This window comes from Gracilibacillus halotolerans (assembly GCF_014206945.1).
Taxonomy (GTDB): domain Bacteria; phylum Bacillota; class Bacilli; order Bacillales; family Amphibacillaceae; genus Gracilibacillus; species Gracilibacillus halotolerans.
On record NZ_JACHON010000001.1, the window covers coordinates 316877 to 336908 of the forward strand.

The following is a 20032-nucleotide window of genomic DNA, read 5'->3' on the forward strand; positions in this document are numbered from 1 at the left end:
CGACAAAAAATGGAGCACAATGAATGGGGTAAAAACAGAGAAATATTACATCAATGGAAATCCATTGAGAAAGAGCCTCCTTTTACCGAAATAGGTGCGTTACGATTATTAGACGAGATTAATGAACAAAAAGAAGAAATATCTGTCTATGATCAAGTCTATTTATATAGTGTATTAATCTATCATCGGATGAAACGTGATGTCTCGGAAGACGTTTTCATTTCGTACTTGGCATCCTACATTGATGAAGAACTACCTGATGTAGCACGTCAACTTCTCTCAGTTAAAAAGTATTTTTCTTTCTATACGGAATTAGAGGAGTTGGATTTTAATCAGTACTATATACGTGAAACTGATTTTGATCCAGTAAAATTAAAAAAAGCAAAAGCATTCCTAAATGAAATTAGTGAATTACGAGCTGATGTATCAGATGAGGGTACTCTTACAGAGGACAAATTAACAAAAGTATATGATGAATTGTTACATGTGATAGACCAAACAAAAAAAATATTGAATGAAGTTATATTCTTATTGGAACAACGAAGATCAGGTCATGATATGGCTATATATAATGAAATGATTGATAAATTGAAAAGTTTAATCATAATGTTCCATGAATATTTACCGAGTTTTATTAAAGAAGAACAAGAGAAAGATCCAATTGAACAATTAGATGAGATGATAGGGCTTGTCGACGTAAAGCAGTTTATTCACCAATATTATCATTATTTAAAATACCAAAAAAAGCGAAAAGAAAAAGGATTTCAAATGATAGACGAACAAGGGCTAAATATGGTCATCACAGGAAATCCAGGTACAGGTAAAACAACAATTGCTCGTTTGTTAGCAGATATCTATTATCAATTAGGTTTACTAGATACAAATCAGGTCATTGAAGTAACCCGCTCCCAATTGATTGGTTCGTTTATGGGGCAAACAGAAGAAAATACGCTAAATTACATTAAGAAAGCAATTGGCGGAGTTCTATTTATTGACGAAGCATACAATTTAAAGCGAGAAGATCAAACAGGAAATGATTATGGTCAAGCAGTCATTGATACGATAGTTTCTGCTATGACAAGCCAAGAATATCAAGGAAAATTCGCATTGATCATTGCTGGATATCCGGAGGAAATGCGTCATTTCCTATGGTCTAATCAAGGATTACGAAGCAGATTTCCAGATAGTAATTTTATTGAATTACCTAATTTTAATGATGAAGAGCTAATGATTATAGCGGAAGATGCTGCGCTTAGAAATGATTATTACTTTACCACCAAAGCACGCGAAAGATTTAAGTCCTTAATAGAGAAAGCAAGAGTAGATGACTCATTTGGAAATGCGCGAACTGTAAATGACCTTGTGTTAAAAGTAATTTTTCATATTGGTGCGTCTAAAAACATTCCAATGCAAGGGGATTGGTTAGACCACATGAGGATATCTTTATCTGATATCGAAAAATTAGATGAACCAAACACAGATAAAAATCCAAATGAACAATTGGATGAACTAATTGGTTTGTCAGAGATTAAAGAAGAGGTAAAAAAGCTATCTGCCTTTGTGACCGTTCAACAAGAAAGAAAAGTTAGAGGGTTACCTTCTATTCCAATTCAATTGCATTCTGTTTTTTCAGGTAACCCAGGGACAGGAAAAACAACGGTAGCCAAGATTTTTGCGCAAATATTAAAGCAGTGTGGATTATTAAAAAGAGGTCATTTAGTAATTGCTTCTCGAACAGATCTAGTGGCAGGATATGTTGGGCAAACTGCTATTAAAACTCGAAATAAAATACGAGAGGCGCTTGGTGGTGTGCTATTTATAGATGAGGCATATGCGTTAAATCGTGGACAAAAAGATTTTGGAAAAGAAGCCATCGATACTATAGTTGACGAAATGACAAAGCATAACGAAAATTTAGTTATAATTCTTGCAGGTTATAAGAATGAAATGGAAGAATTTATAAGTAGTAACCCAGGGTTAGAATCTAGATTTAAAAAATATTTCCACTTTCAAGATTATACAGCGAAAGAATTATTAGAGATGACAAGATTTTATGTGGATAATTATAAGTATCACTTGGAAGATGAGGCTCTTGATTATTTGAAAAAACAGTATGAAGAAGAGTCAGTAGCAGGTAATGGTCGATTTGTGGTAAACCTTATTAATGAAGCTGCACAATATCAAGCATTCCGAATTCAAATGGATAATACGGAATTAGATAAAATAACTATTTTAACTAGGGAAGACATTGAGCTTGCGTGGAAGTCGATTAGGGGGAAGAGAAAATGAGAACAAAAACTCCAATAAAAGTAAGATATTCTGAAACAGACCAAATGGGGGTAGTATATCATGCTAATTATTTGATTTGGTTTGAGATAGGTCGAACTGCCTTTGTGGAGGCTCTTGGATTTCAATACCATGAGATGGAAGAAGAAGGTGTGGTATCCCCTGTTATCCATGCAGATGTTCATTTTAAGCAACCAATTCGATATGGTCAACAGGCGTATGTTGAAACATGGATAGAGGGTTATAATGGTATCCGAACTACTTATGGTTATCAAATTGTGGATGAGGATGACATAGTAGCAGTTACTGGTACGACAGAGCATGTTATCGTACAAAAAGATCGGTTCCGACCTTTATCATTAAAGAAAAGATTTCCGAATTGGCATGAAGCCTATTTAAAAGCTTATGAAAAGGTTGAAGATTAAATGGCATTTGGAATTACTAGAGAGACATTAGTAAAGTGGAAAAAAGAAGTACAGAACGGAGAAATTGCATTTTTAACGCATTACTGGTTAGATGATCGTTTTCCAGGGTGTAAAACTGTCACCAAAGTTGGTTGTAGTAATCAAAAGAAATTAGTGGAGTGGGGAAAGCGGTATGGTTTAAGAAGAGAGTGGATTCATATGGATCCTAAGTATCCTCACTTCGATTTATTCGGTGATCTTCAAAAAGAAGTATTAATGAAAGAAAATCAATGGGAGCAAATTAATAAGTTTCGTTTATAAAACACTAGAAAAGCACGGATAATCATAGCTCCGTGCTTTCAAGATTTGTCTTTATTTGGTATAGGGTCGATACCACCAGGGTGAAACGGATGACATTTCAAAAGGCGTTTTATCGTTAAATAAGTTGCTTTTGGAAAAGAAAACTCACGAAAGCATTGTAGACTATATTGTGAGCAAGTCGGATAAAAACGACAACTTGGCGGAAACAAGGGACTAATAAACTTTTGATAACCTTTAATTAGTCCAATCGCTACTGTTTTCATTGGTTAACCCCTTACTGGTCTTCTCTTTTATCGTAGGTTATTTTTGCAAAGGCATCATGTAGATGTATAGACTCTTCATTTTGGCAAGTAACTGTAAATTGATCTACATATTCCATTTCATAAAGATCAGCTGCAACTAATCGTACGATATCTTCCACAAATCGAGGGTTTTCATATGCCTGTTCTGTGACCATCTTTTCATCTGGTCTCTTTAAAACAGGATGAATTCTAGCACTCGCATTACTTTCGGCAGCTTCTAATAAATCTGCTTTCCAATCTGAGGCTTGCTCATCGTACTGTTGATTCAGTAACACCCTAATAGAGACATTACCTCTTTGATTATGAGCGCTATATTCACTTATTTCCTTCGAGCAAGGACAGAGTGTCGTAATAGCTCCATCTAATGTTACATAAAATGTGTATCCATTTTCTACATCATAAGAAGCCTCAATTGTTGCATTTGCATAATTCATGCCTGGTAAACCACTGGCAGGTCCTTTTCGTTCGAAAAACCATGGAAAGGTTACGCTAATCTTCACATCGTTTTGTTCTAGTTTATCTGTCAGGTGTTTCATAAACAATTTTAATTTACTGATAGAAATGGGGAAGGCATGTCCATTACTATACTCATGAAGTAACTCAGTAAATCTACTCATATTAGTACCTTTATGATTCTGTTTAATCGAGGATGTCATCTCGAAATTTCCGATAGTTGTTTGTTGCTTAGGCACTAGGCCACTCTCTATTTGTATAGGATGTTTCACATTAGCTATCCCAACTTGATCTATTTTAAATAAAAAATCCTTCTTTACGTTTTGAAGGTCTGACATATCTTTTTTTTCTGTTGGCTTCGTACGCTCACCTGGTTCAACGGAGCCAAATAATTTATGCCTTTCTTCCTTAGAAGGAAGTTTTTTTCTATCTATCTGTACCATGGTGTGACTCCTTTCTAACTATTTCAAAGTATACTTAATCACAAGCTGATAATACAACAAAATGCTTACAAAAAGATTATTACATCCATTTAATCTTTGGTTCTGTTTTATTTATAATTCGTTTTATGTTCGCTGTATGACGATAGATGACAAAGATAGTTAGAATAGAAGTAACGATAAATAGGCCTAATTCTCTTTGAATAATGGTTACAATAATGGTCACAATACCTGTCAACATCGATGCTAGTGAAACGTATTTGGATAGGTATAAAATCACTAGAAATGTAGCAATCATAATGAGAAATAAGAATGGATTAACACCTAAAATTACGCCCGCAGAAGTCGCGACAGCTTTACCACCTTTAAATTTCGCAAAGATTGGAAACATATGACCGATCACGGCAAAAATACCAACAGCTAACGGGTATACATGATCAGCACCAAAGAGAACAGGTAAAGCTGCAGCTAAAGTACCTTTGAGTATATCAACTACTGTTACGATGATTCCAGCTTTAAATCCTAAAACTCTAAATGTATTCGTAGCTCCTAAGTTGCCGCTTCCATGATTTCTAATATCTTTTTTATAGCCTACTTTTCCTACTATAAGGCCAGTTGGTATCGATCCTAATAAATACGCTATTAGTCCAAATATTACATAGTCCATAATAAACACCCTTATCTATACTTGATTTGAATTCTTATTTTAACATGAACAGTAAAAAAAGAGTATCATCGGTTAAGTATTTTTCCAATTGCATGAACTTCTTTCCTTATTTCGTGTATAATGAGAAAACGAAGATACAAATAAGCTAGTGAATCTAATAGGCTATAGGGAAATAGGGACCGACTAAATTATCATGAGGAGAATATCGAAATAAGTCATCACTTTATAGTTTAACTCTGTGCTAACTAATTCTATATAATATATCAGAAAGGATGTAGTATATTTATGGCAGATGAAAAAAGCCTTATGATAGAAATGCTTAAAAACTCGAAAACCATTGCAGTTGTTGGATTATCAGATAATCCTAACCGAACATCTTACCAAATAGCAAAAGCAATGCAAAAAGAAGGCTACAAAATTGTTCCAGTGAATCCCCATATTAATGAATCGTTAGGTGAAAAAGCATATGCGACCATACATGATGTTCCAGAACAAATTGATCTAGTTAATGTTTTTAGACGTTCAGAGTATGTAGAGGAATTAGCACAAAATTTAGCGAAAACGGATATACCATATGTTTGGATGCAACAGGGTGTCCAAAACAATAAAGCTTATGAAACATTAACAGAGGTTGGAAAGAAGGTAATAATGAATCAATGTATTAAAGTTGCCCATGCGGTTTTAATGTAATTTATTTGATAGTGAAATAGCTATCAATCTTATCATAATTTTATTTATACTTTACTTATAAGAACGCACGTTCTATATTATATATAAGAGAAAATCCTATGATTAGGCTAAAAAAAGGCTAAAATAGAATATTTAAGATGCCACTAACAGTAAAGAGCATCTATCTATAGTAACGTATACTGTATAGCTAGTTCTCTTTGTTGGTAAGGCTCGCGTTTAGAAAGGATCGGATGAAGATGGTAGACAATAGATATACAGATGATTCCATTCAAGTTCTAGAAGGTTTGGAAGCAGTTAGAAAAAGACCTGGAATGTATATAGGTAGTACAGATGCGAGAGGGTTGCATCATTTAGTCTTTGAAATACTAGACAACTCCGTTGATGAAGCGCTGTCTGGATATGGAGAAAAAATCCAAGTCATTTTACATTCTGATAACAGTGTTACGATTAAGGATGAAGGACGTGGAATGCCAACAGGTATGCATCCAACTGGTCGCCCTACTCCTGAAGTTATCCTCACTGTGTTGCACGCAGGTGGAAAATTCGGACAAAGTGGTTATAAAACAAGCGGGGGACTGCATGGTGTAGGAGCGTCAGTAGTAAACGCATTGTCAGAATGGTTAGAAGTGACAATCGAACGTGACGGTCATGTTTTTTATCAACGCTTCGAAAATGGTGGGAAACCAGTTACAACACTAGAGAAAAAAGGGAAAACGAGAAAAACAGGTACAAGTATTACTTTCAAGCCAGACCGAAGCATCTTTTCGACAGATCAATTTCAGTTTGAAATTCTTTCTGAACGTCTTCGGGAAGCAGCATATTTGTTAAAAGGTATTACAATTGAGTTAGTCGATCAGCGTAAATCAGAAACCGTAGAGGAAGTTTATGTTTATCCAGAAGGTTTAAAACAATTCGTTGACTACTTAAATGAAGAGAAAGATACGTTACATCCAGTTTCCTTTTTTGAGGGAACGAATCAAGACATGGAACTGGAATTTGCCTTTCAATATAACGATGGATACGCAGAAAACATCCTTTCCTTTGTAAACAATGTTCGAACAAAGGATGGAGGAACTCATGAATCTGGGGTAAAAGCTGCTATTACAAGGGTAGTAAACGAATATGCTAGAAAAGTTAGTCTGTTAAAGGAAAAGGATAAAAACTTAGAAGGAAATGATATTCGTGAAGGTTTGACAGCCGTCATATCAATGCGAATACCAGAAGGTAAATTACAATTCGAAGGTCAAACAAAAGGTAAACTTGGCACGTCCGAAGCAAGATCTGTCGCGGATGCGATTGTTTCCGAACATTTACTATATTTCCTAGAGGAGAATTCTGATTTTGCTTCAATGCTTATAAAGAAGGCTATTAAAGCAAAGGAAGCAAGACTTGCTGCTAGAAGAGCAAGAGAAGAAGCGAGAAGTGGTAAAAAGAAAAAGAGAAAAGATGCCTTATTAAGTGGTAAGCTCACGCCTGCACAGTCAAGAAATCCACAAAAAAATGAAATTTATCTTGTGGAGGGAGACTCTGCCGGAGGTTCCGCAAAGCAGGGTAGAGATAGACGCTTTCAGGCTGTATTACCATTACGTGGTAAAGTAATTAATACTGAGAAGGCAAAGCTTGTTGACATATTAAAGAATGAAGAAATATCAACGATTATTCATACTATTGGTGGTGGAGTCGGAACGGAGTTTTCTCTCGACGACATACAATATAATAAAGTTATTATTATGACGGATGCAGATACAGACGGGGCACACATTCAAGTATTACTACTAACATTCTTTTATCGTTACATGAGACCATTAATCGAATCAGGCAAAGTATTCATTGCATTACCCCCTTTATATAAGATAACCAAAGGAAAAGGCGCTAAAGCACAATTGGAATATGCTTGGAGCGATGAAGAAATGCAACGAATCACAAAAAAATGGAAAACAGGCTATACGCTTCAGCGTTACAAAGGTTTAGGGGAGATGAATGCTGATCAGCTTTGGGACACAACGATGAATCCGGAAACTCGTACACTTATTCGTGTAACAATCGATGATATCGCTCGAGCTGAAAGAAGAGTTACCACTCTTATGGGAGATAAAGTAGAACCGAGAAGGAAATGGATAGAATCCAATGTTCAATTTGGTTTAGAGGAAGACGAGAGTATTATTGATAATGAAAACATTCAATTATAATAGGTAGGAGGAATACTTTTGGCAACAGGAGAAAAGTATTTAGATCTCCCATTAGAAGAAGTAATGGGTGATCGCTTTGGACGATATAGTAAATACATTATTCAGGAGCGTGCGCTACCTGATGCAAGAGATGGATTAAAACCTGTACAGCGACGAATTCTTTACGCTATGCATGTAGAAAAAAACACCCACGATAAAGCATATCGAAAATCAGCCAAAACAGTTGGTACAGTTATAGGTAATTATCATCCACATGGAGATTCATCTGTCTATGAAGCGATGGTACGACTAAGCCAAACATGGAAAGTAAGAGAGCCTCTTATTGAAATGCACGGAAATAACGGAAGTATTGATGGTGATCCACCTGCTGCTATGCGTTACACGGAAGCTCGTCTATCAGCAGTAGCATCAGAATTAATTCGTGATATCGATAAAGAAACGGTAGATTATATACCTAACTTTGATGATACAACAGATGAACCAGTCGTGATGCCGGCGCGAGTTCCTAACTTATTAATTAATGGAGCAACCGGAATAAGCGCAGGATACGCAACAGAGATACCTCCCCATAATCTGGATGAGGTAATTGATGCGGTAATCGAGCGCTTAAACAACCCAAATGTTTCTTTAGAGAAGTTATTGACTATTTTAAAAGGACCGGATTTCCCAACTGGCGGTATTGTTCAAGGGTATGAAGGTTTAAAGAAGGCTTATGAAACAGGTAAAGGAAAAGTAATACTTCGTGGAAATGCAACCATCGAATCAATGAGAGGAAATCGGGAACAGATTGTTATTGATCAAATCCCGTATGATGTAAACAAGGCTTTGTTAGTAAAACGTTTCGACGAACTTCGAATTGATCGTAAGGTTGAAGGGATTGCAGAAGTCCGTGATGAGTCAGATAGAACAGGCTTGCGTATTGTTATTGAATTAAAAAAAGACGCTGATAGTCAAGGTGTCCTTCATTATTTATATAAGAATACTGACTTACAAATTACGTATAATTTTAATATGGTGGCAATTAAAGATAAAACACCGAAATTATTAGGTTTAGTGGACTTATTAGACTCTTATATTAATCATCAGAAAGAAGTTGTTACTAAGAAAACGGCATTTGATTTACAAAAAGCAGAAAAAAGAGCTCATATTGTGGAAGGGTTAATTAAGGCAGTATCTGTTTTAGATGAACTAATCCAGTTAATTCGGGCTTCAAGTGATAAACAAAATGCGAAAGAACGTATTAAGGATAGATTTGGTTTTACAGAAGAACAGGCAGAAGCGATTGTAATGCTCCAATTGTACCGTTTAACAAATACAGATATAACGGAGTTGGAGAAGGAAGCTAGAGAGCTTAATCAGGCAATCAACGAATATCGAGCAATCTTAGATGACGAAAAAAAATTACTACAAGTAATTAAAAAAGATTTACGTGAAATGAAGAAAAAATATACAACGGAGCGTTTCACGAAAATTGAAGAAAAAATAGAAGAATTAAAAATCAATGTAGAAGTTACAATCCCTAGTGAGGATGTTATTGTCTCCGTAACAGAACATGGATATGTTAAGCGAACAAGTTTAAGGTCCTACGGTGCATCTAGTATGGAAGACTTTATGCGAAAAGACGACGATCATTTATTACGTCTTCTGGAATTAAACACGACGGATCATGTATTATTGTTTACGAATCATGGTAGATTTGTACCAATGCCAGTTTATCAATTACCAGATATAAGGTGGAAGGATTTAGGACAACATTTATCCAACATTTCAGCAATTGATAAAGACGAAATAATTGTTGATGCTATTCCGATTCGCGAGTTCTCTAATGATAAGTATTTCACCTTCTTCACCAAAAAAGGGATGATTAAGCGAAGTACTGTTGATTTATATCAATCTCAACGTTTTACGCGACCACTTATAGCGGTTAACTTAAAGAAAGAAGATGAACTAGTAAACGTCTATCTAAGTGATGGAAATCATGACATCTTTATTGCAACAAATAAGGGCTACGGTCTATGGTACCATGAGTCAGAGGTTACACCAGTTGGTCAGCGTGCAGCTGGTGTGAAGTCAATTCAATTAAAAGAAGATGAGTATGTAGTAAACGCCGTAATGTTTGATGAACTTGAACAAGACGTCCAATTATTTATTGCGACACAACGAGGAGCATGTAAGCGGATGTCGGTTCAAGCGATTGAAAAATCATCTCGAGCTAAAAAAGGAACTTTAATCTTACGTACATTAAAAGCTAAGCCACACGAACTGAAGGGACTTCAACGAATTAAACAGGATACGTCATACCTTCTAATTACAGAGCAAAATGAACAGCTTACGGTAATGCCACTTGAACTTCCTATAAGCGATCGCTATAGCAATGGCTCTTATATTGCAGATACCGATCATACAGGTGAAGTGATAGCCATGTATCCGGCAGTATCGTTACTTCAGCCATTCGAACGAGAAGAGTAACTCAATTTTAGTTGAGAACCCAGTAACCGAAGGGTTCTCAGCTGATTTTGGTTTTGAGAGGAGATTAACATGATTACACTGGAACATAAAAAGCTGCATGCCTCTCAGCTTTCGAAGCTTTATCATATTTTCGAGGAACAAAATGAAGAGGTTTACAAAGAGCAAGTTCTCGACTATACCGAAAAATATCGTGATGGATTTGTACATATCTGCTTTTGTGGTCACTTTTCTGCAGGTAAATCCACTTTGATTAACCGAATGATGGAGCAGGAGTTGCTACCACAGAGTCCGATCCCAACAAGTGCCAATATTGTAGAAATAAAGAACGGTGCTGAAAAAGCAATCATTCACTTTACAAACAAAGAATTTATCCAATTCGAAACATTACCAGAAACAGAGAAACTACATGCATTATGTCAAGATGGTGAAGAAATAAATAAAATTGACCTTTATCAAAACATTAAGAATATGGATAACCGAGTCGTCATTATGGATACTCCTGGAATTGATGCTGCTGACGATGCCGATCGATTAATGACGGAATCAGCCATACATAAGGTCGACTTATTTGTATATGTAATGGATTATAATCATGTCCAATCTGAAGTAAATGCTCTTTTTTTAAAACAATTAGAACAACGTAATAAACCATTCCTTGTTGTCGTAAACCAAGTAGATAAGCATAACGAAGAGGAAATAGCTTTTCAAGCATTTAAACAGAGTCTTATTGATGTATTTCATACATGGGATATACACCCAACGGACTACTTCTTTACGTCAATGAAAGAAGATAAAGCACCTATTAATGAGTTTTCTCGGCTAAAACAAACAATTTCTTCTTTTGGAAATGAGCTTAGAAATGATTTGTTCAATCAATCGCTCTATCAAAGTATCCAATTTAGTGTAAAGCAAAGTATGCTAAAAAAAGAACAAGACATTTCTGCTAAACAAAGATTATTGCACCAAGAAATGAATAAGATGACTATCCCAGAAGATTTAACGAAAGAAGAAGTAGAGAAGCAACTGGAGGAAGTATCATCCATAATTGAAAACTTAGACAAACAATATGAAGGTGTTATTTCTCCGTCTATCAAAAATGCACAAATAATGACGTTTGAACATAGAGAAAGAGCAGCAAAATTAATCGAAAGTATGCAACCATCTTTTAAAGCGGGTTTTTTCGCGTCCAAAAAGCGGACAGAGATGGAACGAGATAATCGCCTTCATCAACTATATAGTGAATTACAAGTATCTGTATCTGAACAGCTAGAATGGAGACTTCGTGAAAAAGCAACCGCTTTTATTTCAGAATATTACCCAATCGCTGTGAATGATCAGTTGTTTCCTAAGCTAGTAACAAAAGAAGACATGAAGAATTTGGTTGACTCAGCGGCTAGTTATTCCGATGAGTATACCCTCGTTTATTCCGATAAATTAGCGTCATTTATCCGCAAACAATACCGCCACTATTTTTTAAATATATGGCAGGAAGTACGAGGTAATGCATTAAAACCATTAGAGAAACAACGTAACGAATGGAAGCAACTTTATGATTTATTAGTAGAAAAAGAGAATTTACAGAATCAAATTAACACTTTAGATAGAGAGCTAGAAAGTTATCACGATAATCTAAATAAAGTGTTCGAAACAGAACATGCCAGTATAAATGAAAGCGTACTTTTAGAGAATATATTGCAATTTTCAAAGAAAAAACAGCTTGGTACAGAGGCTAGTCTACCTATATCTCAAGATACTAAGCAAAAGAAGCTTGTAACTTTAGATACAGCCATTAAAGAAGACGCTAATTCATTGTCTTATGAGCAAACATTAAAACATGTTGACGAGGCGCTCAACCTATTAGAGCCTGACTCTTCATTAACAGATATAAGGAAGGATTTAAGCGAAAAGAAAAACAGACTAAAAAATCGTCATTATACGGTTGCCTTATTTGGAGCCTTTAGTGCGGGTAAATCATCTTTTGCTAATCTACTAATCGGTGAACGATTGCTACCTGTATCACCAAACCCTACTACTGCTGCAATTAATAAGATAAGCCCACCTATGAATGAGTTCTCACATGGTGATGTGTATGTAACGCTCAAATCAGAAGATGATTTACTAAATGATATGAAGTTCATTACCGAGCAGGAATTTACCAGTTTGTCAGAATGCTATCAGTGGGTTGATAAAGCCAAACTACAGAAATTAGACTTAGAAGAACAACATTTAAGCTTTATTCTCGCATTTCGTAATGGCTATCAAACGATGAAGGGTAAAATCGGAGAATCGTTTCTAATAGATTTTAGTGAATTTAATGATTATGTTCAAAAAGAAGAGAAAGCTTGTTTCGTTCAAGAAATCGAAGTCTTTTATGACTGTGAACTAACGCGAAGTAACATAACACTTGTTGACACACCAGGAGCGGATTCCGTGAATGCACGTCACACAGATTTAGCTTTCTCCTATATTAAAGATGCCGACGCTGTATTATTTGTAACCTATTATAACCATCCGTTCTCAAAACCTGACCAACAGTTTTTAGAGCGATTGGGAAGTGTAAAAGATGCCTTTCAACTGGATAAAATGTTCTTTATTATTAATGCGGTAGATTTAGCGAATAGTGATAACGAAGTAGAATTAGTACAAGATTATATTCAAACAGAACTTCAAACGTTTCAAATTTTGGAACCAAGATTATACCCACTTTCTAGTAAAGAAGCCTTTACTAAAAAGAAACAGGGAAATATTGATGAGAGGTTTCAACTTTTTGAGAAAGATTTCTATCATTTTATTCAGGAAGAGCTTACCCAAATCAGTATGCAAGCCGTCTATCACGATATAAAACGATCTTACTCCTATATAACCCATTTACTAGAAATGTTAAATAGTGATGAAGAAACAAAAGAGCAGCAAAGACAAAAATTTAACCAGTATGAAGATAGGCTAATAGAACTTAGTGAACAAACAGATGATAGCTTATATTTTGAGCGAATTGTTCAACGTTTACAAAAACAGCGACATTTTATGAATCAAAGATTTCATATTCAATTTGGTGATATGTTCAAAAGTGTTATTCATCCAGGAAGTATTTCGACGAATGGTAAAGCAGGTAGAGACGAATTGAAAAAGTCGTTATACTTCTTAAATCGGACTATTCATGAAAAGATGACGAGCGAATTAAAGGCTCTTCATATTCGAATTGAACAAGAAATCAATGAAGCATTCAAGCATATGTACGAGGTATTAAATAAAGAAGTAGGGGAAGAGGTTAACGATTTTCTTTTCTCACCAATTGAATTTTTCGCTATCGAACCAAAAAATGACCTCAACGATGGAATTGAATTGGAAGAAGAAGAAATACTCAAACTTAGTCAACTTTTTAAGGATACAAAAAGTTTCTTTGCAGAGGGAAGAAGAGATGAACTGCAAGAATCGGTTTATCGTATTGTTAGTAGGCGGTGGGAGAATACAGCAAACGATGTATATAGTGAGTTTCAAACCCATTATAAAGAAGAATGGCAACAAAGAAATCGTGAGTGGAAACTAAAGAGAAAACAGGAAATTACCTCGCATTATAACTTGTTACGAGAAAGTTTGGAAGTAGATCAGTCCGATAAGCAAACCTACGAAAAAATATTTCAGTCCTTATCCAATCTTGTTCAATAGATAAGGAGAGATACTAATATCCGAATTGACATGATGAATTTCGTCAATTCGGATTTGTTTCGATTACATTCCCTTCAACTGTTCAAATGCTCTACCTACTGTTTCAGCTGAATGACTATCCGAACCAGGGTATAGATGTATCCCTCTTTCTTTGGCGATATGAATAATAGGCAATGGAGGATAAATCGATTGACACTCTTCTTTAAACAAACCAGCTGTATTAACGTCCAAAGACAGACTATTCTCCTTGATTAAATCTAGTAAGGCTGAAATGGTAGAGTTGTAGTCATTCTTGACAGGATAACGTTTTTTAAATTTCTCTATCAGTGTTAAATGGCCAATTCGATTCGGCTTATATGTACCTAAATCGGATAAGATTGCTCGTTTAATCGTTTCATAGTACTTACTATAAACATGATCAACAGAACCAAATAGTTGTGCAATCTCGCCAAACACATCACTACTATAATCCAAACACACATATTCCGAGGTAGGTGCTTTTAGTAAATGAACGGAAAGAATAGAATCATCTAAATATGGTCCATATGTGTTTAATATGTTCCTAGTACCTTCTTCATAGCCTTCAATATAATCAACCTCTAGCCCAATATGGATCTTAATATCGTTTTTGTACTCCGCTTTAAGTTCCTCAACAGCTTTTATGTAAGCATCCGTTTGAACGAGTGTCATACCGCAATCCTTTTCAGGTGTTGGGTCTTTGAAATTCTCAGGTAAAGGGGCGTGTTCTGTAAATGAAATTTCTACTAAATTTTGCTGTATAGCATTTTCAATATAGGATTTTAATGGATCCGTCGTTCCATGTGGACAAAATGGACTGTGTACATGGTAATCTCCTTGAATACGCATATTTGAACTCCTTATTATAGTGTTTCATTTTATTGTAGATGTTTTTATCTACTTAGGAAAGTATTAAACGTTTTAAAATATAAAAACCCGTTGACAGTAGTTTGTGATTATGATAAATTATGAATACCACGCTTTACTACGGTAGAGTGGTAAAACAATAAAGTGATATAGGATGTGAACACGTTGTTTTTACCAGAAGGAAGTCAAGATGAAACAGGAAATCTAATATCAAATCGATTAACAGCCTTAGAGATTTTTCGAAGAATTACAAATTCAAGAAATTTCAGACCAATATCAACACCCGTGGTAGAGTATGCGAGCACGTTTACGAACGATGTGGCTGGTATGGATTTGCAATGGATGTTAAAGTGGTTTAACTCAGATGGAGAGATAGAAGTCCTTCGTCCAGATTGGACTGCTGCTATTGCTCGTGCGATTGCTTCCCAACATCCATCCGAACGAAAATGGACGTATCAAGGCAGCGTATTTCGAATGGATAAACATGGAACGGAGAATAGGCAAGCAGGTATCGAGATTGTCCACGAAGAACGATTTCTTGGTGAGAGCGAAAGTCTTTTAACGGCAGCGGCATACTTAAATGAATTAAATATATCCAATTACGTTATCGAATTGAGTCATACCGGAATTTTTGAAGGTATTTTAACGCTATACCCATTAAACGATGAACAAAAGCGTCAGTTACACGATGCAATGTACGAAAAGCAAGAAGATTATGTTAAAGAGATATTGAAAAATACGAACGCAGAATCGTTAATTCAACCTTTAATCGAATTAATGGACGCATATGGCTCACGCGAAATCATTGATGAATACAAACAACGTTGGCAGGATACCCCATCACTGCTTGAAATATTAGACCAAATTGAAGAATTAATTCGCTTATTGGAACAAGCAAAGGTTCCGGAAGTTATTATTGATTTAGGTAGAGTGAAAAACTTACCTTATTATGATGGGATTATGTTCCGTGGCTTCCTGGTGGAAGATGGATCAACATGTTTCTCAGGTGGTAGATATGATCGATTATACAAGCAGTTTGAGCTCCAAACATCAGCTGTTGGATTAGCATTTGATGTAGATGTACTTGCCAAGCACATGCCTGTCATTCAACCTTCTGAAAAACTATGTTTCATAGTAGACTCCACTACCCATGCTTATGCGGAACAATATCGTATCGAGCATCCAGATTTACGAATAGATATTCGATATTCTGTCGATTCAGAATTGGTTTACGATAGAATTTATCATGTTATTAAAGACAGAGAAACATACAAGGTGGTAGAACGATGAAGCCGGTAATTGCACTTACAAAGGGTCGACTAGAAAAGCAATTTATTCAATTTTTTGAGCAAATGGATTATGATATCGCCCCGTTAAAAGACAAAGGACGTAAACTTAGAATAGAGACGGAGCAATTTTCTTTTTTCTTTGCAAAGGGACCTGATGTAGCAACCTATGTGGAGAATGGAATTGCTGATTTAGGTGTTATTGGAGGAGATATACTCTACGAGCATCAACCGGATGTCTATAATTTATTTCCATTGCCTTTTGGTCAATGTAGAATGGCGTTAGCAACAAAAAAAGACTATCAGTGGCCAGATCAGAAAAAACGGATAGCAAGTACGTTTACCAATATAACAAAGGATTACTTTAAAAACAAAGGTGAATCTGTCGACATTATTAAGCTAGAGGGATCTGTTGAGTTGGCACCTATTTTAGGTTTAGCAGATGGTATCGTTGATATCGTAGAAACAGGTACAACGTTAAAAGAAAACGGCTTAGTCGTAGTGGATGAATTTTTAGACTTTAGCGCACGATTAATTGCAAACCGTTCCTCGTTAAAATTAAAAAGAAAAAGTTTAACACCAGTGATCGAAACAATGAAGAAGGGAGCTTATAGTCGTGATTAAGACCCTATCAAAGGAAGAATTTTTAGCTTCTTTAAAATCTAATAAAGCGAGCCAGAATAGCCAAGAAGAAATACTACAAGCAACACGCTCTATTCTCACGGATGTGGAGGAAAATGGAGACATAGCTGTACGAAAATATTGTGAGAAGTTTGATGGTGCTGCGCCATCTACGTTTATTGTTTCCGATGAAGAACGTAAAGCGGCATGGGAAAACGTTGATCCAGATTTAATTGATTCCTTAAAAAAAGCAGCAGAAAATATTCGAAGTTTTCATGATAAACAATTGCAACAATCTCGTTTAATGCAAGCCGAAGCTGGAATCATTTCAGGACAATTATTTCGTCCAATTGACCGAGTAGGTATCTATGTTCCAGGTGGAACCGCAACTTATCCTTCATCTGTCTTAATGAATGCCATCCCGGCAGTTCTAGCAGGAGTTAAAGAAGTGATAATGGTAACACCCGTTAAGGATGGCGGTGAGATCGCACCATTTCTTAGTGTAGCTGCTGATATAGCTGGTGTAACTACAATTTATCGGGTTGGTGGTGTTCAGGCAATCGCAGCATTAGCTTATGGTACAGAAACAATCGCTGCCGTCGACAAAATTGTCGGACCGGGAAATGCGTATGTGGCTGCTGCTAAGTCGTTAGTATTTGGTGATGTCGGCATTGATATGATTGCGGGCCCTAGTGAAGTGGCGGTTATTGCCGATGATTCCGCTAATCCAAAATACGTAGCTGCTGATTTAATAGCACAAGCTGAGCATGACACGAATGCGAGAGCATTCCTATTATCTACTTTTCAAACACTTATAGAAGAAGTAAAAAAAGAGCTCGCAAATCAATTAGCTCGTCTACCACGCAGTGAAATTGCAAGTACTTCATTAAAAGAAAAAGGAGCAGCTGTCCTTGTAACGTCCCTTGATGAAGCTTTCGAAATCTCGAATATACTTGCACCAGAACACTTAGAAGTACAAACAAATGATCCACTTCCGTATCTTAGTAAGATTCGCCATGCTGGGTCTGTCTTTTTAGGACACTATACTCCAGAAGCTTTAGGAGATTATTATGCTGGACCCAATCATGTGTTACCAACATCTGGAACAGCAAAATTTTCATCAGGCTTGTCCGTAGATGATTTTGTTAAAAAAACAACGTATTTATATTACACGAAGGATGCACTATATGACGCGAGTCAACACGTCATTCGAATCGCAGAAGCTGAACAGTTAGATGGTCACGGCAAGGCAGTGCACATTCGATTTGAGGAGGATAATTAATGCGTACGGCTACAAAGAAAAGAGAAACGTTTGAAACAAAGATTCAAGCATCTGTAAATTTAGATGATGGATCGATTGTGAAAATTAATACGGGTGTTGGTTTTTTTGATCATATGTTAGATTTATTTGCTCGCCATGGTCGAATTGGTATTGAGGTGGATGTGGATGGAGATTTACACATTGACAGTCATCATACAGTAGAGGACGTTGGTATTGTCCTCGGACAACTGATAAGAGAAGCACTTGGTGATAAAATTGGTATCAATCGTTATGGAACATCTTATGTGCCAATGGATGAGTCGCTTAGTCGAGTAGTTTTAGATATTAGCGGAAGACCGTTCCTCGTTTTCCAAGCAGAGTTTAACAATCCAAAGCTAGGTAATTTTGATACAGAGCTTGTACAAGAGTTTTTACAAGCCTTTGCTTTTCAAGCAGGGATCACCCTTCACGTGGATGTGCTTTATGGAGAGAATACTCACCATAAAATAGAGTCTATATTTAAAGCGTTAGGAAAGGCCTTGCGAGAAGCAATTACGAAAAACCCAGAAATTAAAGGAGTTAATTCCACAAAAGGATTAATTGAATAAAAACGCGAAAGCGAAAGGGGAAATTTGATGGAAGCAAAACGTATTATTCCTTGCTTGGACACAAAAGATGGGAAAGTAGTAAAAGGGACAAATTTTGTAGGTTTGCGGGAACTAGGAGATCCTGTAGAGCTAGCGAAAAAGTATTCCAATGACGGTGCTGATGAACTCGTTGTGTTAGATATTTCCGCTACAACAGAAGGACGAGAAACAGTAATTGACGTCATTCAAAATGTCTCTCAAAATATTACTATTCCATTAATTATTGGTGGAGGCATTGGCTCTATCGAAGATATACAGCGTGTATTAGATGCTGGAGCTAGTAAAGTTGGAATTAATTCTGCAGCTGTCAAAAATCCTCAGCTTATAAAAGAAGCAGCGGAAAAATTCGGATCTGATCGCATTGTTGTAGCGATAGATGCTCAAAAATATGGAGACAGTTGGAATGTAGTGACACATGGGGGAAGTAAAGATACTGGACTCGATGTCGTGGAGTGGTCGAAAGAGGTAGAATCACTAGGAGCAGGAGAGATATTGCTGACAAGCGTTGATACGGATGGTGTCAAAAATGGTTTTGATATTCCACTTACAAAGGCTGTATCAGAGGCAGTACAAATACCTGTTATAGCATCTGGTGGTGTCGGTACTTTAGAACATTTTGTGGATGTTTTTAAAGAGACAAAGGTAGCTGCAGCTCTAGCGGCATCTGTCTTTCATGAAAATACCTTCACGGTAGATGATGTGAAAACAGCATGTAAAGAACAAGGAGTGGAGATGCGTGAAGCCTGATTTTTCAAAAGGTTTAATACCCGCTATTGTTACAGACTTCAATACAAAAGAAGTATTAATGGTAGCTTACATGAACGAGGAATCCTATGAGAAGACTTTATCTACGAATGAGACTTGGTTTTATTCGCGCTCACGTGATGAGTTATGGCATAAAGGCGCAACAAGTGGTAACACTCAAAAGGTTGTATCTTTAACGCTTGATTGTGATAAAGACACGGTCGTAATAGAAGTTATTCCAAATGGACCTGCCTGTCATACAGGAGAGTACAGTTGCTTCTTCCATCCAGTGAAGGAAAGTAAGATTGACTACGATCCTGCAATTATTGAACAGGTTATGCTAGAGGTAGAGACAAGAAAAACGAAGCAAGTTGAGAATTCCTACACGAATTATCTATTTGACAAAGGTGTCGACAAAATTGGTAAAAAAGTAATTGAAGAAGCTGGCGAGGTTGTTATAGCAGCTAAAAACAATGATAAAGAAGAATTGACAAATGAAGTAAGTGATTTACTTTATCACACGTTCGTCATGATGGCTAATCAAGGCGTAACGTTAGATGATGTCAAACGTGAGTTAACAAAGCGCTTCTCTAAAAAAGGCAATAACAAAGGTGAACGAGCAGAAATTGAAGATTGGTAAAAGGAATATGACTAGATAACTAGAGATTGGTACAAAATTATTTAATCATAGCACAAACCGA

At 36.2% G+C, this 20032-nt stretch carries 17 protein-coding genes; 13 read left to right on the plus strand and 4 right to left on the minus strand.

Translation table 11 applies throughout. The annotated features are described in order from the left end of the window. Positions 1-9: 9 nt before the first annotated feature. The 3 genes from GGQ92_RS01540 to GGQ92_RS01550 are packed head-to-tail and all read left to right on the plus strand — an operon-like array spanning position 10 to position 3011. Positions 10-2289, plus strand: a complete 2280-nt coding sequence (locus GGQ92_RS01540) for an AAA family ATPase (RefSeq protein WP_184243864.1) — start codon at positions 10-12, stop codon at positions 2287-2289. Next, positions 2286-2711, plus strand: a complete 426-nt coding sequence (locus GGQ92_RS01545; RefSeq protein ID WP_184243867.1) for an acyl-CoA thioesterase — start codon at positions 2286-2288, stop codon at positions 2709-2711. The genes GGQ92_RS01540 and GGQ92_RS01545 overlap by 4 nt, the downstream gene beginning before the upstream one ends. Next, positions 2712-3011 carry a hypothetical protein gene (locus GGQ92_RS01550; RefSeq protein WP_184243869.1) on the plus strand — a complete coding sequence of 100 codons (300 nt, stop codon included), beginning with the start codon at positions 2712-2714 and terminating at the stop codon, positions 3009-3011. A 38-nt stretch (positions 3012-3049) separates the two neighbouring features. Here GGQ92_RS01550 and yidD read toward each other — a convergent pair whose 3' ends face one another. The 3 genes from yidD to plsY all read right to left on the minus strand — a co-directional run bounded on the left by yidD (position 3050) and on the right by plsY (position 4873). Then, entirely contained in the window at positions 3050-3274 is a 225-nt protein-coding gene (yidD, locus tag GGQ92_RS01555) for a membrane protein insertion efficiency factor YidD (protein ID WP_184243871.1), read from the minus strand. An 11-nt stretch (positions 3275-3285) separates the two neighbouring features. Then, a complete protein-coding gene (folE2, locus tag GGQ92_RS01560; RefSeq protein WP_184243873.1) occupies positions 3286-4209 on the minus strand; it encodes a GTP cyclohydrolase FolE2 in 924 nt (307 codons plus the stop codon). Between the two features lie 79 nt (positions 4210-4288). After that, positions 4289-4873 carry a glycerol-3-phosphate 1-O-acyltransferase PlsY gene (plsY, locus tag GGQ92_RS01565; protein WP_184243875.1) on the minus strand — a complete coding sequence of 195 codons (585 nt, stop codon included), beginning with the start codon at positions 4871-4873 and terminating at the stop codon, positions 4289-4291. Positions 4874-5158: 285 nt separating this feature from the next. On the opposite strand from plsY, the gene GGQ92_RS01570 reads away from it, so the two are divergent. The 4 genes from GGQ92_RS01570 (at position 5159) to GGQ92_RS01585 (ending at position 13887) form a co-directional block, all read left to right on the plus strand. Continuing rightward, a complete protein-coding gene (locus tag GGQ92_RS01570; protein ID WP_184243877.1) occupies positions 5159-5563 on the plus strand; it encodes a CoA-binding protein in 405 nt (134 codons plus the stop codon). A gap of 236 nt (positions 5564-5799) precedes the next feature. Then, positions 5800-7752: a DNA topoisomerase IV subunit B gene (gene parE / locus GGQ92_RS01575; protein WP_184243879.1), complete on the plus strand. Its 1953-nt coding sequence runs from the start codon at positions 5800-5802 to the stop codon at positions 7750-7752. A gap of 18 nt (positions 7753-7770) precedes the next feature. After that, the gene (gene parC / locus GGQ92_RS01580; protein WP_184243881.1) at positions 7771-10221 is read left to right on the plus strand and encodes a DNA topoisomerase IV subunit A; all 2451 of its coding nucleotides are present in this window, start codon (positions 7771-7773) and stop codon (positions 10219-10221) included. 69 nt (positions 10222-10290) lie between these two features. Continuing rightward, positions 10291-13887 carry a dynamin family protein gene (locus GGQ92_RS01585; RefSeq protein ID WP_184243883.1) on the plus strand — a complete coding sequence of 1199 codons (3597 nt, stop codon included), beginning with the start codon at positions 10291-10293 and terminating at the stop codon, positions 13885-13887. Positions 13888-13950: 63 nt separating this feature from the next. Here GGQ92_RS01585 and hisJ read toward each other — a convergent pair whose 3' ends face one another. Continuing rightward, positions 13951-14754: a histidinol-phosphatase HisJ gene (hisJ, locus tag GGQ92_RS01590; protein ID WP_184243885.1), complete on the minus strand. Its 804-nt coding sequence runs from the start codon at positions 14752-14754 to the stop codon at positions 13951-13953. A gap of 174 nt (positions 14755-14928) precedes the next feature. Between hisJ and GGQ92_RS01595 the strand changes: the two genes are divergently transcribed. Genes GGQ92_RS01595 through hisIE form a run of 6 tightly spaced genes read left to right on the plus strand, consistent with a single transcriptional unit; the run spans position 14929 to position 19971 of the window. After that, complete coding sequence (locus GGQ92_RS01595; protein ID WP_343068734.1) at positions 14929-16062, plus strand: ATP phosphoribosyltransferase regulatory subunit; 1134 nt, start codon at positions 14929-14931, stop codon at positions 16060-16062. Continuing rightward, entirely contained in the window at positions 16059-16682 is a 624-nt protein-coding gene (hisG, locus tag GGQ92_RS01600) for an ATP phosphoribosyltransferase (RefSeq protein WP_184243889.1), read from the plus strand. Before GGQ92_RS01595 ends, hisG begins: the two co-directional genes overlap by 4 nt. Continuing rightward, positions 16675-17961 carry a histidinol dehydrogenase gene (gene hisD / locus GGQ92_RS01605; RefSeq protein ID WP_184243891.1) on the plus strand — a complete coding sequence of 429 codons (1287 nt, stop codon included), beginning with the start codon at positions 16675-16677 and terminating at the stop codon, positions 17959-17961. The genes hisG and hisD overlap by 8 nt, the downstream gene beginning before the upstream one ends. Further along, positions 17961-18548: an imidazoleglycerol-phosphate dehydratase HisB gene (gene hisB, locus GGQ92_RS01610; protein WP_184243893.1), complete on the plus strand. Its 588-nt coding sequence runs from the start codon at positions 17961-17963 to the stop codon at positions 18546-18548. The genes hisD and hisB overlap by 1 nt, the downstream gene beginning before the upstream one ends. 27 nt (positions 18549-18575) lie before the next feature. Next, positions 18576-19334, plus strand: a complete 759-nt coding sequence (gene hisF, locus GGQ92_RS01615) for an imidazole glycerol phosphate synthase subunit HisF (RefSeq protein ID WP_184243896.1) — start codon at positions 18576-18578, stop codon at positions 19332-19334. After that, complete coding sequence (hisIE, locus tag GGQ92_RS01620; protein WP_184243898.1) at positions 19324-19971, plus strand: bifunctional phosphoribosyl-AMP cyclohydrolase/phosphoribosyl-ATP diphosphatase HisIE; 648 nt, start codon at positions 19324-19326, stop codon at positions 19969-19971. Before hisF ends, hisIE begins: the two co-directional genes overlap by 11 nt. Positions 19972-20032: the final 61 nt, after the last annotated feature.

Excerpts from the sequence above, each read along its gene's own strand:
- GGQ92_RS01540 (WP_184243864.1), top strand. The coding sequence starts at position 10 with ATGGAGCACAATGAATGGGGTAAAAACAGAGAAATATTACATCAATGG.
- GGQ92_RS01545 (WP_184243867.1), top strand. The coding sequence starts at position 2,286 with ATGAGAACAAAAACTCCAATAAAAGTAAGATATTCTGAAACAGACCAA.
- GGQ92_RS01550 (WP_184243869.1), top strand. The coding sequence starts at position 2,712 with ATGGCATTTGGAATTACTAGAGAGACATTAGTAAAGTGGAAAAAAGAA.
- yidD (WP_184243871.1), bottom strand. The coding sequence starts at position 3,274 with ATGAAAACAGTAGCGATTGGACTAATTAAAGGTTATCAAAAGTTTATT.
- folE2 (WP_184243873.1), bottom strand. The coding sequence starts at position 4,209 with ATGGTACAGATAGATAGAAAAAAACTTCCTTCTAAGGAAGAAAGGCAT.
- plsY (WP_184243875.1), bottom strand. The coding sequence starts at position 4,873 with ATGGACTATGTAATATTTGGACTAATAGCGTATTTATTAGGATCGATA.
- GGQ92_RS01570 (WP_184243877.1), top strand. The coding sequence starts at position 5,159 with ATGGCAGATGAAAAAAGCCTTATGATAGAAATGCTTAAAAACTCGAAA.
- parE (WP_184243879.1), top strand. The coding sequence starts at position 5,800 with ATGGTAGACAATAGATATACAGATGATTCCATTCAAGTTCTAGAAGGT.
- GGQ92_RS01585 (WP_184243883.1), top strand. The coding sequence starts at position 10,291 with ATGATTACACTGGAACATAAAAAGCTGCATGCCTCTCAGCTTTCGAAG.
- hisJ (WP_184243885.1), bottom strand. The coding sequence starts at position 14,754 with ATGCGTATTCAAGGAGATTACCATGTACACAGTCCATTTTGTCCACAT.
- hisG (WP_184243889.1), top strand. The coding sequence starts at position 16,059 with ATGAAGCCGGTAATTGCACTTACAAAGGGTCGACTAGAAAAGCAATTT.
- hisB (WP_184243893.1), top strand. The coding sequence starts at position 17,961 with ATGCGTACGGCTACAAAGAAAAGAGAAACGTTTGAAACAAAGATTCAA.
- hisF (WP_184243896.1), top strand. The coding sequence starts at position 18,576 with ATGGAAGCAAAACGTATTATTCCTTGCTTGGACACAAAAGATGGGAAA.